The sequence below is a fragment of the Nannocystis pusilla genome (assembly GCF_026626665.1).
GTDB lineage: Bacteria > Myxococcota_A > Polyangia > Nannocystales > Nannocystaceae > Nannocystis > Nannocystis pusilla.
Map to the genome: position 1 here is coordinate 8366858 of NZ_JAPNKE010000002.1, position 18143 is coordinate 8385000.

An 18143-nucleotide genomic window follows, 5' to 3' on the forward strand; every position below is an offset into this window, starting at 1 on the left:
CAGCGCGGATTGGGAGCGGATGGACGGTGATGGCGACGTGCGGTTCTGCCGCTTGTGCCAGAAGAACGTCACTGACCTCTCGAGCATGAGCGAGGAGGACGCAGACGCCTTCCTCGCCGCCGGCGCCCAGCCCTGCATCCGCTATGTCCACGATGCCCGCGGCGACATCGTCTTCAAGGACCGCCTCGGCCTCCTGCCGCGCCTCGCCGCCGCCGCCTCGCTCGCGTTCGGCGCCCTCGCCGGCGGCGGCTGCCTCATGGGCAAGCCGGCCCCTCAGCCACGCAGCACCTCGCCCGCGCCACAGGCAGCCCCGAGCGAAGCCCCCGCGCAACGAGCCCCCGCACACCCGGCGGCGCCCAAACCCACGTCTGAGGCCGCGAGCTCGGCGTCTCGGCGTCGCTGCCTCGCGCAGCGATCGCTCGCAACCTCGTCGACGCTCGCCGACGACCGCAGACCGCGAGCGCGCGCACCCGTCTCGCAAACTCGGCGAGCGCCTCAAGCCTGCGGCAGCGTCACCCCGCGCTGGCCCTGGTACTTCCCGCCGCGGTCCGCGTACGACGTCTCGCACGCCTCGTCGCTTTGGAAAAAGAGCATCTGCGCCACGCCCTCGTGGGCGTAGATCCTGGCCGGCAGCGGCGTCGTGTTGGAGAACTCGAGCGTCACGTGGCCTTCCCACTCCGGCTCGAGCGGCGTCACGTTGACGATGATGCCGCAGCGCGCGTACGTCGACTTGCCGAGGCAGATCACGAGCACGTCGCGGGGGATCCGGAAGTACTCGACGGTGCGGGCCAGGGCGAACGAGTTCGGCGGGATGATGCACATGTCGCCGGTGAAGTCGACGAAGCTGTTCTTCTGGAAGTCCTTCGGGTCGACCACCGCCGAGTTGATATTCGTGAAGATCTTGAACTCGGGCGCGCAGCGGACATCGTAGCCGTAGCTCGACGTCCCGAACGACACCACGCGCCGGCCGTCCGTCTCGCGCACCTGGTACGGCTCGAACGGCTCGATCATCCGGTGCTCTTGCGACATCTGGCGGATCCAGCGGTCAGACTTGATCGTCATGGCGGGCCCCGCATACCACAGCTGCGGCCGTCCCCCAGCGCCGGGCCCGCGTGAGCCCGCCCCGCCTGCTGCTGCGGCTGGGCCGCCGGTGCTATTCTCTTGCCCAGCATGCCGCGCCCCAAAGCCCGCGCCTCGCTCGACCTCCTGCGCGACGCCATCCGCGAGGCCGGCCTCCGCGTCACCGGCCCCCGGATCGCCGTCCTCGAGCACCTCCACGGCACCGGTACCCCCTCCAGCCACGGCGAGCTCGTCGAGGCCCTCGCCCACCACGGCTTCGACGCCGCCACCCTCTACCGCAACCTCATCGACCTCACCCGCGCCGGCCTGCTCAACCGCATCAACCTCGGCGACAACGTCTGGCGCTTCGAGCTGCGCGCCCGCGAGGCCCATCACCCCGAGCACCCGCACTTCGTCTGCACGCAGTGCGGCGAGGTCACCTGCCTCTCGACCGTCCGCGTCAAACTCACCCCCGCGCCCGGCTCGAACAAGTCCGTCGTCGGCAACATCTCCGAGATCCTCATCAAGGGCCAGTGTGCCCGCTGCGCCTGAGCCCGCCTGCCTCGAGCCCCTGTCCTCGCCTGGACGACGACCTCGGGCGCCGAGACCCGCCGCGCGCAGCCGGTCGTCCGCCCGCTCATGCCGTCGTGGCCCGCCCGCTTCGCGCGCTCACCGGCCTGACGTCGCCTCTCGTCACACGCCCTCTCGAAGTTCGCCGCCAACGCTCGCATCGCCGTGCGTGCATGGCTCGCAGAGCAGCCGCTCGCGTCACCACCGGCCTCGGAGCTCGCGCGCCTCGTCCTCTCGCCACCTCTTCGCACCTCGGAGCGATTCTCGCCCCTCGGTCTCGCGCGGCGGTGCGTCCTCACCGATGCGCACGTCGTTCTCCGCGCACGACGCTTCACCGTCGCCGCGCATGTCTCCGCTGCGCTATTCACGGCGACCTGATCTGATCCGGATAACCGCCCGAGTCATCGTGAAGGCGGCCTGAATTTCGCCGCTATACGGCCTCGCAGGCTTGATCCGCAGCGGATCAAAACCATCGCCTACGTTCCTTCTCGACTGAGGGAGCGCATGGATTCGACTCGCATCTCGTTGACCGACTTCGTCGACTTCGTCGGCCGGCCCAGCATGACCGGCAAGCTGGCCAAGGTGCGCGAGATCAAGCGCCGCGGCCCCTACACTGCCACCTCCGACCTCTACAAGCCCGTGCGCGAGGCCATCATCCGCACCCACGCCGCCGCCGCCGACAAGTGGGAGATCCGCGACCACCTCACGCGCAACAACGCCGGCGGTCGCTTCGACAACATCGCCGAGGCCTACCTCGGCTGGTGGGGCCAGCGGCAGATCGGCTGGTTCGAGCCCGGCTGGCAGATCGGCTATTTGCAGAGCCTGCCGATCAGCGTCAACCCCGAGCTCGGCCTCGAGATCGAAGGCCGCCCGCACCTCATCAAGCTCTACTTCAAAGAGGACCCGCTGCCGCACACCCTCTCGGACATCGCCGCGCGGCTCATGGCCCGCGTCCTGCGCGAGCAGACCCCGCCGGGCGCCGCCGTCGCCGTCCTCGACGTCCGCCGCAAGCGTCTCCTCTGCATGAACGACGGCCCCGACCTCGACATCCTCCTCGACGCCGAGGTCGCCGCCTTCACCGCCCTGTGGGCCCAGGCCTGAGGCCACGGGCCCGCCAATCACATGTCCTCGCGGACATGTCCCATCACGACCTGTCGCCGCACGCTCGGCCACCTGCCATGAAGGACATGTCCTGAGAGACAGTTGCGCCGGTCCGTCGCAACCCGGCGCGGCCGCGTCATCACCCGCTCACTTCGCCGGCATGACCGTGATCGCGTCGGCGAACGTCGCGAACGTCGGCTTCCACACCGCCAGCGTCGTCTCCGGGCCGACCGCCTTGAAAAAGTAAGGGTCGCCCGCGCCCTCGACGATCGCCGCCAGCATGCGGTAGTTCGGGTCGCTGTAGCGCTCCGACGCCCCGGGCGTCACCTGGGCGACGTACGTCCCGCTCAGGTCGACCAGCGTCACCGTGAGCGGCGGCTTCGACACCTCTTGCACCTCGCCGTCGTTGTCGCCGAGCGGCGACCCGTCGGACTTGGCGAACTGGGTGCGCCAGCGGTGCACGTTCGACTTCGCGTCGCCGCCTCCGCCCGCGAAGCGGTACGCCGCCAGCTCCGCATCCCCGCCCGGTCCGGGCAGCACGAACTCGGCCAGGCGCATCGCCGACGAGCCCGGCTTGCGCGTCCACTCCTCCGGCACCTTGTAGTTGAGCCCCGGCACCACCTCTTCGCGCGTCTGCCCGCTCGGCGTCACCGGGTGCGGATTGACCGCTTCACGCGCCGGCCGCTTCGTCTCCACCGCCGGCCCTGCCGCGCCGTGCGGCCCGCCCGCGTGCGGGTCGCCGGCATGCGGATTGGCCCCGTGCGGGGCTGCCGCGTGCGGGTCGCTCTTCGCCGGCGGCTCGGTCGCCTTGACCTCCGGCCCCGACTTGGCCGCCGGCGGCCCTGCGGGATTCTGACAGGCGAACACGAGGAGCGAGAGGACGAGCGGAGCGCGGTGAGTCATGGTCGCGCGAAGAGTAGCAAGTCCCGCGCATCCGTGCGCACGTCCTCGCTGCGACTCGCGGTCGCGGTCCGGCTACCCCGACCCGCGGCGAGCGAGCGGCGCATGCCATCGCCGAGCGCGCCGAGCCCCACGACACTCGAAAACGAGAACGCGACCGCGATGCACTCGCGGCCGCGTCCTCCTGGTCACCTCGGGCTCAGAACGCCCCTTCGGGCACCTCGAGCAGCTCGAGCGTCCCCTGCTCGATCAGCTTGCGCGTCAGCGTCACGCCCGGCAGCACGTTGCGGGCGTAGAAGCGAATCGCCGCCAGCTTCCCTTGATAAAAATCGCGGTCCTTGTCGGTCGCCGTCTCGCGGCGCTCGGCCGCCACGGCGCCCTGGCGCAGCAGCAGCCAGCCGATCACCACCTCCGCCAAGGCGAACAGGATCCGGTTGCCCTGGAAGCCGACGTGGTAGAGCGACTCCTGCAGCTTCTGCGGCATCGTCATGAAGATGCCCTGCAGGTCGGCCAGCGCCCGCGACATCGCCGCGTGCTCGACCGCCAGGGCCCTTCGGATCGACCTCGCCGAGCGTCGCCTCGATGCGGCCCATCAGGCTGCGCAGCGTCGACCCGCCGTCGCGCACGATCTTGCGGAAGAACAGGTCGAGCGCCTGGATGTGCGTCGTCCCCTCGTACAGCGAGTCGATCTTCTGGTCGCGGATGTACTGCTCGATCGGGTAGTCCTGACAGTAGCCCGAGCCGCCGTACGTCTGCAGCGACACCGCCAGCAGCTCGTACACCTTCTCCGAGCAGTAGCCCTTGACCAGCGGCAGCAGCAGGTCGTTCAGCTTGTCGAGCTCGTCGCTGTCGCCGCTCCCGTGGCCGCCCTTGAGCTCGACCGCGTCCTGCACCGACGCGGTGAACAGCGTCAGCGCGCGCATGCCCTCGGCGAACGACTTCTGCAGCATCAGCATCCGGCGCACGTCCGGGTGCTCGATGATCCGCACGCGCGGCGCGGTCTTGTCGGTGGCGCGCAGCAGGTCGGGGCCCTGCACGCGGATCTTCGCGTACTCGAGCGCGTTGAGGTACGCCGTCGACAGGGTCGCCATCGACTTCGCGCCCACGGCCATGCGCGTGCTCGATGACGTGGAACATCTGGCGGATGCCGTCGTGGACCTCGCCGACCAGGAAGCCGCGGGCCGGGTGACGCTCGCCGAACGTCATCTCGCAGGTCGCCGAGGCCTTGATCCCCATCTTGTGCTCGATGTTGGTGCAGTACACCCCGTTGCGCTCGCCGAGGCTGCCGTCCTCGTTCACCCAGAACTTGGGCACGATGAACATCGACAGCCCCTTCGTCCCCGGCCCCGCGCCTTCGGGGCGCGCCAGCACCAGGTGGATGATGTTGTCGGCCGCGTCGAAGTCGCCGTTGGTGATGAAGCGCTTGACGCCCTCGATCTCCCACACTCCGCCCTCGACCTGGCGCGCCTTCGTGCGGCCCGCGCCGACGTCCGAGCCCGCGTCAGGCTCCGTCAGCACCATCGAGCCGCCCCACTGATTGTCGATCATCGGCTTGGCGAAGCGCTTGCGCTGCTCCTCGGTGCCGAGCCGGTCGATGATGTGGGCGATCAGCGGCCCGAGCAGGTAGAACGCCACCGCCGCGTTGGCGCCGGCGGTCAGCTCGAACGCGCTCCACGCCACCGAGTGCGGCGCGCCGCTGCCTCCGAGGTGCTCGGGCAGGTTGAGCAGCGGCCAGCCTTGCTCGAGCGTGGTGCGGATCGATCGCACCACCGGCGGCGGCAGCTTGACGTTGCCGGTCTCCTTGTCGAGCTCGAGCGGGACCCGGTCCGACAGCGCCCACGACGGCGCCAGCTCCTTCTGACAGAACTCCTCGTAGCCCTCGAGCGTCGAGCGGACTGTCTCTTCGTCCATGTGCGAATAGACGCCCTTGCCGAGCGTGCCCTCCTGGATCTTCAGGACCTCGAACAGATTGAAGAAGATGTCGCGCAGGTTGCTCTTGTAGTGATTCTGGGCGGTGATCACGTCGGCCTCGATCGCCGGACACGTGCCGGCATGAAGCCCGTCGTAGTCCGATCCCGATCAGCTTGTCAACGACGTTCCCGGCCACGCCCCGCGCCCTTGTGGCGGACCTCGTCGCATGCGCCGCGCCGGCTCGCGCTCGTGCGCGCACGGCAACCGTTTGCCGGATCCGGCAGTCCTGCGGGCCGGCGGCGGCCGCGGCGCTCCCTGAGCATGCTATCCTCGCAGCAATCTCGTCATGTGTCGGATCTTCGGCTTTCGCTCCGTCATGCAGAGTGGTGTCCACCGGAGCCTCGTCAGTGCCGACAACGCGTTGATGCAGCAGAGCTGCCGCCACCCTGACGGCTGGGGCGTCGCCTACTACGTCGCCAACGCCCCGCACGTCATCAAGAGCGCCTCCGCGGCCGTCAGCGACCACCTGTTCCGCCACCTCTCCGGCATCGTCACCTCGGAGACCGTGCTCGCGCACATTCGCAAGGCCACCCAGGGCGAGCTGTCGACCATCAACACCCACCCGTTCCAGTTCGGCGCCTGGGTGTTCGCCCATAACGGCAACATCGCCGGCTTCGACGGCGTCCGCGACCAGCTCGTCGCTCGCGTCCCGCCGGTCTTGCGCCGCTTCATCCTCGGCAAGACCGACAGCGAGGTCCTGTTCTATCTGATCCTCGGCAAGATGGCCCAGCGCCACGAGCTCCACCGCCCCGGCTTCCCGCTCGCCGAGGTCGCCAGCGCCACCCGCGACGCCCTCGCCGAGGTCGAGTCGCTCGTCGGCCCCTGCAACGCCGACAACGACGGCCCCCCGCACGACACCTACCTGACCTTCGTCCTCACCAACGGCCACGTCATGCTCGGCCACCAGGGCGGCAAGCAGCTCTACTTCAGCACCCACAAGCAGCGCTGCCCCGAGCGCGAGACCTGCGCCTTCTTCTCCGGCGAGTGCGAGCGAGCCCCGCCGACCGAACGCGGCTTCGTCAGTCACCTGATCTTCTCGAGCGAGCCCCTCCACGGCGACAACGTGTGGATCCCGCTCGCCCCCGGCGACATGGTCGGCGCCGACGGCCGCATGCAGATGCAACGCTTCGCCGCCGGCGTGCCCGTCGACCGCCGCACCCACTGAGCCGCCACCCTCGCAGCATCCGCCGCGTACGCGACCCACGCGGCCGCGCTCCTGCTCGGCGAGCTCCGAGGTCGCCGGCCCGCTACCGTCGGCGCGGAGCTCATCCTCCGCGGCCTCGCGCCGACCCGCCGGGGCCTTCGTCATGCTGCAGCGCGCGCGCCAGCCTCAACCAAGACCTCGGGCTCGGCCGCGGCACGATCGCCGCGGAGCCGAGCCCGTGCTCACCTGTCCCCGGGGACAGGCCCGCCTAGTGCGCCTTCTTGCGCGGGTTGGCGATGTGGATCGCCTCGCCGAGCGCGTGCTTGGCCGCCTCCATCAGCGCCTCGCTGAGCGTCGGGTGCGGGTGGATCGTCAGCGCCACGTCCTCCGCGAACGCGCCCATCTCGATCGCCAGGCCCGCCTCGCTGATCAGGTCGCTCGCCTCCGGGCCGACGATGTGGACCCCGAGGATGCGCTCGTCGGCCGCGTCGGTGATCACCTTCACGAAGCCGGCCGTCTCGCCGATCGCCATCGCCCGGCCGAGCACCGAGAACGGGAACTTGCCGACGTTGACGGTGCGGCCCTGGGCCTCGGCCTCTTCCTTCGTCAGGCCCGACGACGCGATCTCCGGCTCGGTGAACACGACGTTGGGGATCTGCCGCGCGTCGTTGATCGTCTTCTTGCCGGCGATGACCTCGGCCAGCACCTCGCCCTCGTGCGACGCCTTGTGGGCCAGCATCGGCTGCCCGCACACGTCACCGACCGCGTAGATGCCGGGCACGTTGGTCTGCTGGCGCTGGTCGACCGGCACGAACCCGCGCTCGTTCACCTTCACGCCGGTCTTCTCGAGCCCGAAGCCCTTCGTCACCGGCCGGCGGCCGACCGCCACCAGGATCACGTCGGTGACGATCTCTGCACCTTGCCGTCGATCTCGGCCTTCACCACCGCCTCGCCGTTGCGCTCTTCCCAGCCCACGGCCTTCGCGTTGACGAAGATCTGCCCGCCGTCCTTCTTGATCTGGCGCGCCACGACGTCGGCGCACTCGTTGTCGACGCCGTTCAAGATCCGCGACAGCCCCTCGAGCACCACCAGCTGCGTGCCGAGGCGCTGGAACGTCTGCCCCAGCTCGAGGCCGATGATCCCGCCGCCGATGCACACCATCCGCTTCGGCACCGAAGCCAGGTCGAGCGCCGACGTGCTGTCGAGCACCCGCTTGTTGTCGACCTTGAAGCCCGGGATCTCGATCGGCAGCGAGCCGGTGGCGATCACCACGTGCTCGGCCTCGACGATGTCGTCCGGCTTGCCGTCGGCGTAGCGCAGGCGGACCTGCTTCGGCCCGAGGAACTCGGCCGTCGCCGTGACGTACTGCGTACCTGCCCCTTGACCAGGGTGGCGACGCCGCCGGTCAGCTTCTTGACGATGCCGGCCTTCCACGCCTGCATCTTGACCATGTCGGCCGTCGGCGACGAGAACGACAGCCCCATCTCGGTCGCGTGCTGCGCCTTGTGGAACAGCTTGGTCGCCGAGATCAGCGCCTTGGACGGGATGCAGCCCCAGTTGAGGCACACGCCGCCGGGCTTGTCCTTCTCGACGAGCATCGCGTCGACGCCGAGCTGGCCGAGCCGGATCGCGCACGGGTAGCCGCCCGTGCCCGCGCCGATGATGAGCGCCTTCTTCTTGATCGTGGCCACGACTGTCTCCTGTGCGAGCGGTCAGATTCCTGCGAGCAGCAGCAAGTTGGGGTCCTCGAGGAAGCGCCGCACCTCTTGCAGGAAGTTGGCGCCCTCGAAGCCGTCGACCACGCGGTGGTCGAGCGAGACCGAGAGGTTCATCAGGTGCCCGACGACGATGTTGTTGTGGTCGTCGACGATCGGCGTCTTGCGGATCGCGTGGACGCCGAGGATCCCGACCTCCGGGAAGTTGATGATCGGCGTCGCCAGCACCCCGCCGATGTTGCCGAGGCTCGAGATCGTGAACGTCCCGCCGGTCAGGTCCTCGCGCTTGGCCGTGCCGTTCTTCGCCGCCTCGCCGAGGCGCGCGATCTCTCGCCCGATGTCGAGGATGCTGAGCCGGTCGGCGCCGTGCACCACCGGCACCATCAGCCCCTGGTCGGTCGCCGCCGCCACGCCGATGTTGTAGCGCTTCTTCACCAGGATCCGACCGCCGGCCTCGTCGAGCTCGGCGTTCACGATCGGGTACTTCTTCAGCGCGTGGACCACCGCCTTGACGATGAACGGCAAGAACGTGAGGCTCACGCCCTGCTCCTGCGCCGCCGCCTTGGCCTCCTGGCGCAGCCGCACCAGCTTGGTGACGTTGACCTGCTCGACGTAGGTGTAGTGCACCGCGCTCGTGTACGAGCGCGTCATCGCCTCGGCGATCCGCCGCCGCATGCCGCGGAACGGGATCACCTCGTCGTCCGCAGCGGCCTCGGCCGCGTGCGGCTGGCGCACCGGCGCCGCGGCCGGCTGGGCGGGCGTCGGCGCGGGAGCAGCCTTGCCGGCGCTCGAAGGCGCTGCCACGGCGCTCGGAGGCGCTGCCGCCGGCGCAGGAGCAGCCTTGCCGTTCACGGCGGCCGCGACCGGCGGCGTCACCACCGGCGGTGCTACCACCGGCGCCGGGGTCTTCGCCGCCTCGGCCGCCTTCAGCACGTCCTGCTTGGTGATCCGGCCGCGGTCGTCGGTCGGCAGCCCGCGCAGGTCGATGCCTTCTTCGCGGGCCAGGGCCCGCGCCGCCGGCGTCGCCAGGACTGACCCCGAGGACATGTTCGAGGGAGCAGCCGCCGTCGTCGGCGCTGCAGGCGTCGCCGCCGTCGCGACCGGGCTCGTCGCCGGGCGGGCGCTGCCCACCTCGAGGATTGCGATCACCTGCTCGACCGCGCAGATGTCACCGACCTGCGCCTTGAGCTCGCGAACGGTCGCCGCCACCGGCGACGGCACCTCGATCGTCGCCTTGTCGGTCATCACCTCGACGAGCGCCTCGTTGGCCTCGACCGGCTCGCCGGGCTGCTTGTGCCAGCGAACGATCTCACCCTCCACCACGCCTTCGCCGATCTCCGGCAGCTTGAACTCGAGCATGAAGACTCCGGCTCCTGATCAGTAAGTCACGACTTGGTGGATGGCATCGACGAGCGCCGCGACGCTCGGCAAGCCCGACATCTCGTCTGCGCGGGCCAGCGGCCCCTCGCGTCCCGCGACGCGCACGATCGGCGCGTCGAGGTGGAGGATCGCCCGGTCGGCGAACAGCGCCGCCAGCTCGGCACCTGGCCCGAAGGACAGCCCACCGGCGTGCGCGATCACCAGCTTCCCGGTCTTCCCCGCCGCCGCGACCAGCGCCTCGACGTCGAGCGGCGCCAGGCCGCCGAGCTCGTAGACCGCCGCGTCGTGGCCCGACTGCTCCGCCGCCGCGCACGCGACGTCGACCGCCGCGCCCCACGCGAACACCGTCGCCGCCGCGCCCTCGCGCACGCAACGCGCCGCGGTCAGCGGGCGCCCGAGCGTCTCGACCACCTCGCCGTCCTCGACCTCGCGCAGCAGCAGCGCGCGCGGCAGCAGCAACACTGTCGGATCCTCGCCGGCCTCGAAGTTGGCGGCGGCCCGCAGCATCGCCCCGGCCTCGCGGGCGTCGCCGAGGATCGCCACGCGCAGCCCCGGCACGCCCGCGATCGCGCCGTCGGGCGAGGCGGCGCCATCACCTCCGAGCCCGAACCCGGGCCCGGTCGGCGCCACGATCAACACCGGCGCGCTGCGCTCGCCCGCCGAAACCGCCGCGATCCGGCCGAGCTCGCGTAGCGCCGCATAACCTTCGAGCAGCCCGGTCGCCGACGCCAGCGCGACGATCGGTCGTCGCCCGGCCAGCGCCAGACCTGTCGCATGGGCCAGGCTCGCGGCCGGCGTCAGCGGCGTCGCCAGCACGCGCGAGGCGAGGCCCGGGTCGCGCATCACCGCGCGCGACAGCCCGAGCATGCCGCCCTGGCGAACATCCTCGCCGACCAGCACCCGGCGGACATCGTCGCGCAGCAGCTCGGCGACGATCGTGGACAAGCGTTCGAGCGTGCTCATCGCCCCATCTCCTTGGCTTGCGCGTGCGTGAAGGCCCGCTCGAGCTGCCCCCGCACCTCCGCCTCGATCACGTCCTGGAACGTCGGCGTCCACTGCCCCTCGCGGTCGAGGTGCCGACGCAGCCGCTCGATCGGGTCGCGGTGCGCCGGGATGTCCGACTCCGCCGACCCCGCGTGCAGCTGCGTCACCACCACCTCGACCAGCCCGGGCCCGCGCGCATCACGAGCGCGCCGCAGCGCCTGGTCGAGCGCGGCATGCACCGCCACGACATCGGCCCCGTCGACGCGACGCGACCACAACCCGCACGCCTTCACGCGCTCGGCCACGCTGTCGCCGAGCAGGCCCGCCTCGGCCGGCGCGCCTTCGGGCCACAGCTGGCTCTTGCACACCAGCACGAGCGGCAGGTCGCAAGCCGACGCGAGCGCCACGGTCTCGTGGAAGAACGCCGTCGTCGTCAGCCCCTCGCCGAAGAGGGCAATCGTCGCCCGGCCGTTTCCGGCAAGCTTCTGCGCGTGCGCCTGACCGGCCGCGAGCGGCAAATGCAGCCCCAGGGGCTCCGGCGCGTAGGCGATGCCGAGATCGGCGGCCGCGAGAGCGCCCGGCCGCCCGTTGTAAGGCCGCTCGCCGTCCGCGGCACTCCCGAGGATCTGGCGCGCGAAGTCATCGAGATCGAGGCCGCGGATCGGCGCCAGTGCGAAGTCGCGGACGCCGGGATAAATCCAGTCTTCCTGCCCGGCCAGCATCGCCGTGAGCACCGAGACGGCCTCTTCGCCGGCGCAGGACACCCACATCGGCAAGCCGAGCCGCTCGACCCGCAGGTCGAGGCACCGCGCGGCCACCAGCCGCTTGTACAGCGCCCGCAGATCGACCCCTTGCGCCGCCCGCCTGTCGACGAGCTGCCCCTCCGGATCGAGGCAGACCTCCACTCCTTCGGGATCCCAGGGACAGTCTTCCATGCGCGCCGGGGGGTTGTAACTGCGCGCCAAACCCAACGTCAAGGCCGGCAGCCGCCCAGGAAGCCGCTTCTCCGCCCCCGTCGCCCACCCCCTCCGTGATCTTGCGCGCCGACTCATCCCTGCGAAACGACCCGCACGGCGCGATCACGGCAACATTGCCGCACTCGGCAAGCTCCACCGCTCGCTCGCGCCCCGCGCGCACTCCCCGCGCCCAATCACATGTCCCCAAGTCAGTGTTTTAAAGGACATGTCGCTCGGGACATCAAACTCTTCGACTCCCATTGCCGCCCGACTCTCGCACTCTCACCGCCGCAGCACTCTCCCTCTCTCACCGCTCCCTCTCCCTCTCTCACCGCCGCGGCCCTCTCCCTCTCTCACCGCTCCCTCTCCCTCTCTCACCGCCGCGGCCCTCTCCCTCTCTCACCGCCGCGGCACTCTCACCGCCGCGGCGCTCTCCCTCGCTCACCGCCGCGAAGCTCTACCAAATCACCGCCACGGCGCTCTCCCTCGCTCACCACCGCGAAGCTCTACCAAATCACCGCCACGGCGCTCTCCCTCTCACCGCCGCGAAGCTCTACCAAATCACCGCCACGGCGCTCTCCCTCTCTCACCGCCGCGGCGCTCTTCCACTTTCATTGCCGCGGCACTCTCCCACTCTCACCGCTCCCACTCGCCGCGGCGGCGCTCCGCCACTCTCACCGTCGCTGCTCTCTCCCATTCTCACCGCCGCGGCCCTCTCGACAAGTCATCCCCCAAGATCGCGCTCAGTCCCTCGCCTCCCCGTTCAGCCGAACTCTGCACCGACGCAGCAGCCATCGTACCGCTCCATCTACTGGGTGATCTCAACGACTGCATGACGATGCAGCCTCACCGCGCGGGCAGGCGCTCCTTCACGTGGGCTCTCCTCCTGCCCGGCGCATCCCCATCCCTCGGCCGGCGAAGGCCCTCTTTCCGCGGGAGCTCCTTGTCGACCAGGCGCATCCGCCTCCTCCTCGCCTCGCTCGGCGAAAGAGCTTCGAAGCTGCTCGCGCCCGCCCAGCTCGAGCCAACTCGGAGCGGATTTCCGGTCCGCCCCTCCGTACCTCGCTCCACAAGGAAGCGGCGAAGTCACCCAGGTGGACTGACGCTCGCCGCGGCTCTCCCCAGTCCCGTCCTCCGTCCCCGAGCGCTTCGGCGAGAACATGGAGGAACCCTGAGCAGGCTCACCGATCTCCCCGGGCGCCGGCGCCGCCTTCCGCCGTGAAACTTGGGCCACGACCTCCCCGGGTGTAAACCTCACCAGGTGACCTCGCCCGCCCCGGTCGTCATGAAGTTCGGTGGCAGCAGCGTCGCCGACCTCGAGCGGATTCGTCACTGCGCTCGCAGGGTGGTCGACCGTGCCGCCGAGCAACCTGTCGTAGTCGTCGTCTCGGCCATGGGCCAGACCACCAACGAGCTGTTGGCCATGGCGCGCGCGCTCATCGACCCGCCGCCCGCGCGCGAGCTCGACATGTTGCTGAGCACCGGAGAGCGCGGCTCGATGACCTTGCTCGCGCTGGCGATCACGGCGCTCGGCCGACAGGCGATCAGCCTCACCGGCTCCCAGTGCGGCATCATTACCGACCACCAGCACGGTCGCGCGCGCATCGTCGAGGTTCGTCCGTTCCGCGTCCTCGACGAGCTCGCCGCCGGCAACATCGTCATCATCGGCGGCTTCCAGGGCGTCAGCTACAAGCGCGACGTCACCACCCTCGGCCGTGGCGGCTCCGACACCACCGCCGTCGCCCTCGCCGCCGCCATCGACGCCGACTGCGAGATCTACAGCGACGTCGACGGCGTCTACAGCGCCGACCCGCGCGAGGTCGAGGACGCCGAGCGGCTGGGCAGCCTCTCCTATGGCGAGATGCAGGCCCTCGCGCGCGCCGGCGCCAAGGTCCTCCACTCCCAGGCGGTCCAGCTCGCCGAAGAACGCGGGATCGCCATCTACGCCCGCCACAGCAGACCCGACGTCACCGGCGAGACCATCATCCGCAAGAACCCGCCCACGAGACCCGGCGTCCGCGCGGTCGCCTCCGACGCATCCATCGTGGCGATCCATCTGTCTCTCAGCGCAGGCTCTTCAGGACATGTTCCCGAGGTCATCCGCAAGCTGGCCCCGCTCGGCTTGCGGCACTTGCGGATCGGTCCTCACGGCGCCTCCGGCTTTCTGTCCCAAGCGCAGCGCACCGACAGCAGCGAGGCGCTCGCCCGGCTCGGCGCGTTCGCGCGGTCGCTCGGCCGCGACCTCGCCGGCATCGAGTGCGTCGAGCGGTTCGCGCTGGTGAGCTGCGTCGGCTCCGGCCTCGAAGAGAACCCCGAGGTGATGACCCGCGCCTACGAGAGCCTGCACGCGCTCGAGATCGGCGTCCGCGAGGTCTACACCGACTCGCACAGCCTCGCCTTCCTCGTGGCGCGCGAGCAGCGAGCGCGAGCCGTGCGAGCCCTGCACGCGACCTTCATCCCTCGACGGCCCAAGCCCTGCTGAACCTGCAACGACGCAGCGAACTCGACAACCTCTTATTCAAGCGAGCGCGGCGCACAGCGCCGAGTCCGCCGGTGAATCTGACTCGAGGCCGGTCGTCCGAACGCACCCGCCGCCGCGCTCTCGAGCGCCGGCTCCTTCTGCCCACGGAGAGAATCATGCTCAAGAACCTTACGCTTGTCGCCTTCGCCGGCCTCGTCGTCAGCACCGGTTGCATCATCAACACGAACACGACCGACTCCGACACCAGTTCGGTCACCAGCAACAACACGACCGACGCCACCACCACCGACGGTACCACCACCGACGGCACCGCGACGGTCGACACCGAAGGCTCGACGGCCAGCCCGACCACCACGGCGCCCACCACGACCGAGACCGAGCCGACGAGCACGACCAGCACCGCGACCACCGACGACACCACCGCGGGCACCACCGCGGGCACCACCGGCAGCGGCTTCGGAAAGTGCGGGTGGGATCCCAACAACAAGTACTACGCGTGCGGCTTCGTCGGCGAAGAGCCCGATGGCGTCAGCCCGATCGAGTGCCCCGACGCGCTTCCTGCCGAGGGCGACGACTGCGACGAGAGTTCTCCGATCACCGGCACCGGCTGCTGCCTCCCCGACGGCAGCAACTACTACTGCACCGACCAGGGCAAGATCGCCGTCGACGCTTGCGGTGCCTGACCCCAGCAACCTGCACCGACCAGGGCAAGATCGCCATCGACGCTTGTGGTGCCTGACGGCAGCAACTACTACTGCACCGACCAGGGCAAGCTCGCCATCGACGCTTGCGGTGCCTGACCCCAGAAACTACTACTGCACCGACCAGGGCAAGCTCGCCATCGACGCTTGCGGTGCCTGAGCCTCGCGCCCGAGGGCTCCGCAGACAGGCCGCGACCCGTATCCCTATTTGCCCCTCTCGCAGCTCGCCGATACTACGAGTGCTTGCGCTGCCAGCACCCGCTCCGCCGATACGCAAGGCATGTCTCGCTCGCCGAGCGTTGCGAAATCGCCTCCTGTCGTGGCAGTTCGCTCGCCGACCTACCGCAGATGCCGGCTCTGCCAGCACCCGCTCCGCGGAGACGTCGAAGATGCACGTCTTGCTCGCTGAGGGTGAAGTGCTGCCAACCTCCCGCGACCCGCGCCACTACTGCCCCCTCGCACGGGCGCCGGTGATTCGAGTGCGGGAGCCGTTAGCACCCGCTCCGCCGATGCGCGCGGGGGAGGGCATGTCTCGCTTGCCGAGCGTTGCGAATCGTCTCCTGTCCCGACAGTTCGCTCGCTGACCTATTGAGGATGCCGACTCTGTCTCCGCGCTTCGCGGAGCCATCGACGGAGCCATCGAAGATGCCCGTCTTGCTCGCCGAGAGTGAAGTCCTCTCAAGGCTCCAAGCGAGCACCGCTCGAGCTCGCCTCGCCACTCGGCAACAGCGCAGTTCGCTGCTCGACAACAGCGCGCCTCGCTGCTCGGCGACAGCGCGCCTCAATCGCGCACGACCACCGTGCTACCCGGGCTCTCGTCGGTCGCGTTGACCCCGTGCCAGCCCTCCGGCAAGAGCGGCGTGCTCCAGTGGAACAGCCACCGCGCGTCGCTCGGCCCGAGGTTCACGCAGCCGTGGCTGCGGACCGCGCCGAAGCTGCGGTGCCAGAACGCCCCGTGGAGCGCGTAGCTACCGGAGAAGAACATGGTCCAGGGGACATCCTGGATCGAGTAGTTGCCGTCGGTGGCCGAGCTGCCGTCCATCGTCGTCGACACGTGCTTGCTGTAGATCCGCCAGCGGCCGCGCGGCGTCTCGTACGGGTCTTCCTTCGTCCCCTTGCGCCCGCTCGACACGAGCGTCACGTACACTGGCCGAGTGCCTTCGTACGCCACGAGCATCTGTTGCGAGACGCTGACGTCGATCCACCGCTCCCACGGGTCCAGCCCTTTCGGCAGCGCCTGCAGGTCCGGGATGAGCAGATGGTCCTTGCGCACCAACAGACCATCCGCAGTGATCATGTAGGCGCGCCCCGCGATCTCTGTCTCTTCGGTCAGGTCGAGGAACGTCCGCCGCTCGACCGTCTTCGTCGCCCTCAGCTTGTCGTCGGCGGTCAGCTGCAGGAGCTTCGTGTCCTTTTACATAGCCGAAGGGGTAGGTGATCCCCTGCTCGTCGAGCGCGACGCCGACATAGTCCTTGGCGTCGTAGCGCGAGATGTCGGCCGCCGCGACGTACGCCCCGCGGGCCGTGCGGTAGAACGTCAGGCCGCGCTCCACCACCTTCTCGCCCAGCGACAGGAAGAACCCGCGCTCGAGCCAGGGCGTGTTCGGGCTCAAGGGCAGCTTCACATCCGCGAGCACCGGGTCGGGCTTCGGCAGCTCCGGCGGCGCGGTGCCCTCGACGGGCTCCGCCGGGATCGGCGCCTCGGTCGGCGGCTCCTTCGTGGCCAGGCGCTCCGCCTCGCGCGCGACCCGCTGGACCTCCATCGCCGAGATCTCCTGGTCGCTCGGGATCCGCCACCACATCGGGCTGTTCCAGCGCCGCACGAAGCCGTACTCGTAAGGATGCCCCTGATCGAGCTTCGGCACCGGCGGGGGTATTTCATCGGCGGCGGCCTGTCGGCCTCGACCAGCAGGCCCTTGCTCGCACACGCGTAACCGCCGGCCGGCAGGCCATAGAACCCGCCCTTGCAGCTCTCGTGCTCGATTTTCTCGGTCGCCATCATGCGAGTCCCGATCCGCAGATAACCGAGCTTGTCGGAGGTCATGTCCGGGCGGGAGTAGACCGTCACCACCTCGTAGCCGGCCAGGGCATGCAGCTTCAACGACTCGGGCGTCGGCACCCCGAGCGGCGGGCGGATCAGCCCGTACCCCTCGGGCGGGCGGATCTCGTCATCTGCTGCAGGCTCGGCCGGGACCGCAGCCTCGGCCACGGTCGTCCCCGACGGGTCGGGCACAGAGCCATCGTCACCGCCAGCATCACCGGGAGCCTCGGCCGAGTCCTCCGGCTCCGGCTCCGGGAGCCGGGTCTCCGAACGCCGCTCGGCGATCACGGAGTCGGCAGCTCGGCCGGCGATTCGGTCTGCGGAGCCGAATCGCAGGCAGCGAGACCGAGTGCCAAGAGCCAGTTCCTGGGCGATCCGGGCATGCGGAGTGCATAGCCTACGCCGGGCACGAGGGGAAGATTTCCGCCCATGCCCTGTCGAGACCCAAATAAAAAGGCCCCCTTCTTACGAAGGGGGCATAGCGCTGGCGGCGTCCTACTCTCCCACAGGGTCTCCCCTGCAGTACCATCGGCGCTGGAAGTCTTAACGACCGAGTTCGGGATGGGATCGGGTGTGGCCCTTCCGCTATAGCCACCAGCAAAACTTGTCGACGAGCGGCGAGGAGAGATGACGGCAGAGCCGTCGAATCGCCTCGCAAGAGATCGTGCTGTGAAGTGAGCTCCGATTTGGAGCGGGCCATTACGGCCTTTGTGCAGGTGTCGCTCGGAACCTCGGACTGCAAACCGCCACACGGGACGGTGCCCAAGGTCAAGCCGAACGGTCGATTAGTACCGGTTAGCTCCGCGCGTCGCCGCGCTTCCACACCCGGCCTATTAACGTCGTCGTCTACGACGGACCTTCAGGGAATCCTCATCTTGTGGTTGGCTTCCCGCTTAGATGCTTTCAGCGGTTATCCGTTCCAGACATGGCTACCCGGCGATGCTCTTGGCAAAACAACCGGAACACCAGGGGTCTGTCCATCCCGGTCCTCTCGTACTAGGGACAGCTCCACTTCAAGATTCCTGCGCCCACGGCAGATAGGGACCAAACTGTCTCACGACGTTTTGAACCCAGCTCGCGTACCGCTTGATTGGCGAACAGCCAAACCCTTGGGACCTACTACAGCCCCAGGATGCGAT

Annotated in this window: 12 protein-coding genes, 2 rRNA genes and 2 pseudogenes (1 of these 16 cut by a window edge); 6 read left to right on the forward strand and 10 right to left on the reverse strand. The window is 69.5% G+C overall.

Going from position 1 to position 18143, the window contains the following annotated elements; translation table 11 throughout:
* Nucleotides 1–495: 495 nt before the first annotated feature.
* On the reverse strand, nt 496–1062 hold the full coding sequence (gene dcd, locus OV079_RS36905) for a dCTP deaminase (RefSeq protein ID WP_267774265.1): 567 nt from the start codon (nt 1060–1062) through the stop codon (nt 496–498).
* A 108-nt stretch (nt 1063–1170) separates the two neighbouring features.
* On the opposite strand from dcd, the gene OV079_RS36910 reads away from it, so the two are divergent.
* Complete coding sequence (locus tag OV079_RS36910; RefSeq protein WP_267706594.1) at nt 1171–1611, forward strand: Fur family transcriptional regulator; 441 nt, start codon at nt 1171–1173, stop codon at nt 1609–1611.
* Between the two features lie 522 nt (nt 1612–2133).
* Nucleotides 2134–2730, forward strand: a complete 597-nt coding sequence (locus OV079_RS36915; protein ID WP_267774267.1) for a hypothetical protein — start codon at nt 2134–2136, stop codon at nt 2728–2730.
* A 147-nt stretch (nt 2731–2877) separates the two neighbouring features.
* On the opposite strand, the gene OV079_RS36920 is transcribed toward OV079_RS36915, so the two are convergent.
* Entirely contained in the window at nt 2878–3633 is a 756-nt protein-coding gene (locus OV079_RS36920) for a hypothetical protein (RefSeq protein ID WP_267774268.1), read from the reverse strand.
* Nucleotides 3634–3829: 196 nt separating this feature from the next.
* A pseudogene (locus OV079_RS54825) lies at nt 3830–5649 on the reverse strand (acyl-CoA dehydrogenase).
* A 238-nt stretch (nt 5650–5887) separates the two neighbouring features.
* On the opposite strand from OV079_RS54825, the gene OV079_RS36940 reads away from it, so the two are divergent.
* Entirely contained in the window at nt 5888–6766 is an 879-nt protein-coding gene (locus OV079_RS36940) for a class II glutamine amidotransferase (RefSeq protein ID WP_267774271.1), read from the forward strand.
* 247 nt (nt 6767–7013) lie between these two features.
* On the opposite strand, the pseudogene lpdA reads toward OV079_RS36940, so the two are convergent.
* The 4 genes and pseudogenes from lpdA to OV079_RS36970 all read right to left on the reverse strand — a co-directional run bounded on the left by lpdA (nt 7014) and on the right by OV079_RS36970 (nt 11588).
* A pseudogene (gene lpdA / locus OV079_RS59230) lies at nt 7014–8436 on the reverse strand (dihydrolipoyl dehydrogenase).
* A 21-nt stretch (nt 8437–8457) separates the two neighbouring features.
* Nucleotides 8458–9819 (reverse strand): dihydrolipoamide acetyltransferase family protein, encoded by a 1362-nt coding sequence (locus tag OV079_RS36960; RefSeq protein WP_267774278.1) that lies wholly within the window; start codon nt 9817–9819, stop codon nt 8458–8460.
* A gap of 18 nt (nt 9820–9837) precedes the next feature.
* Complete coding sequence (locus tag OV079_RS36965; protein ID WP_267774279.1) at nt 9838–10803, reverse strand: transketolase C-terminal domain-containing protein; 966 nt, start codon at nt 10801–10803, stop codon at nt 9838–9840.
* A complete protein-coding gene (locus OV079_RS36970; RefSeq protein ID WP_267774280.1) occupies nt 10800–11588 on the reverse strand; it encodes a thiamine pyrophosphate-dependent enzyme in 789 nt (262 codons plus the stop codon). Before OV079_RS36970 ends, OV079_RS36965 begins: the two co-directional genes overlap by 4 nt.
* Nucleotides 11589–13041: 1453 nt before the next feature.
* On the opposite strand from OV079_RS36970, the gene OV079_RS36975 reads away from it, so the two are divergent.
* Both OV079_RS36975 and OV079_RS36980 read left to right on the forward strand, forming a co-directional pair.
* Nucleotides 13042–14262 (forward strand): aspartate kinase, encoded by a 1221-nt coding sequence (locus tag OV079_RS36975; protein WP_267774281.1) that lies wholly within the window; start codon nt 13042–13044, stop codon nt 14260–14262.
* A 155-nt stretch (nt 14263–14417) separates the two neighbouring features.
* Nucleotides 14418–14945: a hypothetical protein gene (locus tag OV079_RS36980; RefSeq protein WP_267774282.1), complete on the forward strand. Its 528-nt coding sequence runs from the start codon at nt 14418–14420 to the stop codon at nt 14943–14945.
* A 799-nt stretch (nt 14946–15744) separates the two neighbouring features.
* Here the strand turns inward: OV079_RS36980 and OV079_RS36985 are convergent.
* Nucleotides 15745–16236, reverse strand: a complete 492-nt coding sequence (locus OV079_RS36985; protein ID WP_267774283.1) for a L,D-transpeptidase — start codon at nt 16234–16236, stop codon at nt 15745–15747.
* Nucleotides 16237–16562: 326 nt separating this feature from the next.
* Between OV079_RS36985 and OV079_RS36990 the strand changes: the two genes are divergently transcribed.
* Complete coding sequence (locus OV079_RS36990; RefSeq protein ID WP_267774285.1) at nt 16563–16802, forward strand: hypothetical protein; 240 nt, start codon at nt 16563–16565, stop codon at nt 16800–16802.
* 684 nt (nt 16803–17486) lie between these two features.
* Here OV079_RS36990 and rrf read toward each other — a convergent pair.
* Together rrf and OV079_RS37000 are read right to left on the reverse strand one after the other, a co-directional pair.
* Nucleotides 17487–17603: ribosomal RNA gene (rrf, locus tag OV079_RS36995) — 5S ribosomal RNA — on the reverse strand.
* A gap of 165 nt (nt 17604–17768) precedes the next feature.
* Nucleotides 17769–18143, reverse strand: a 23S ribosomal RNA gene (locus tag OV079_RS37000) (it continues 2565 nt past the right edge of the window).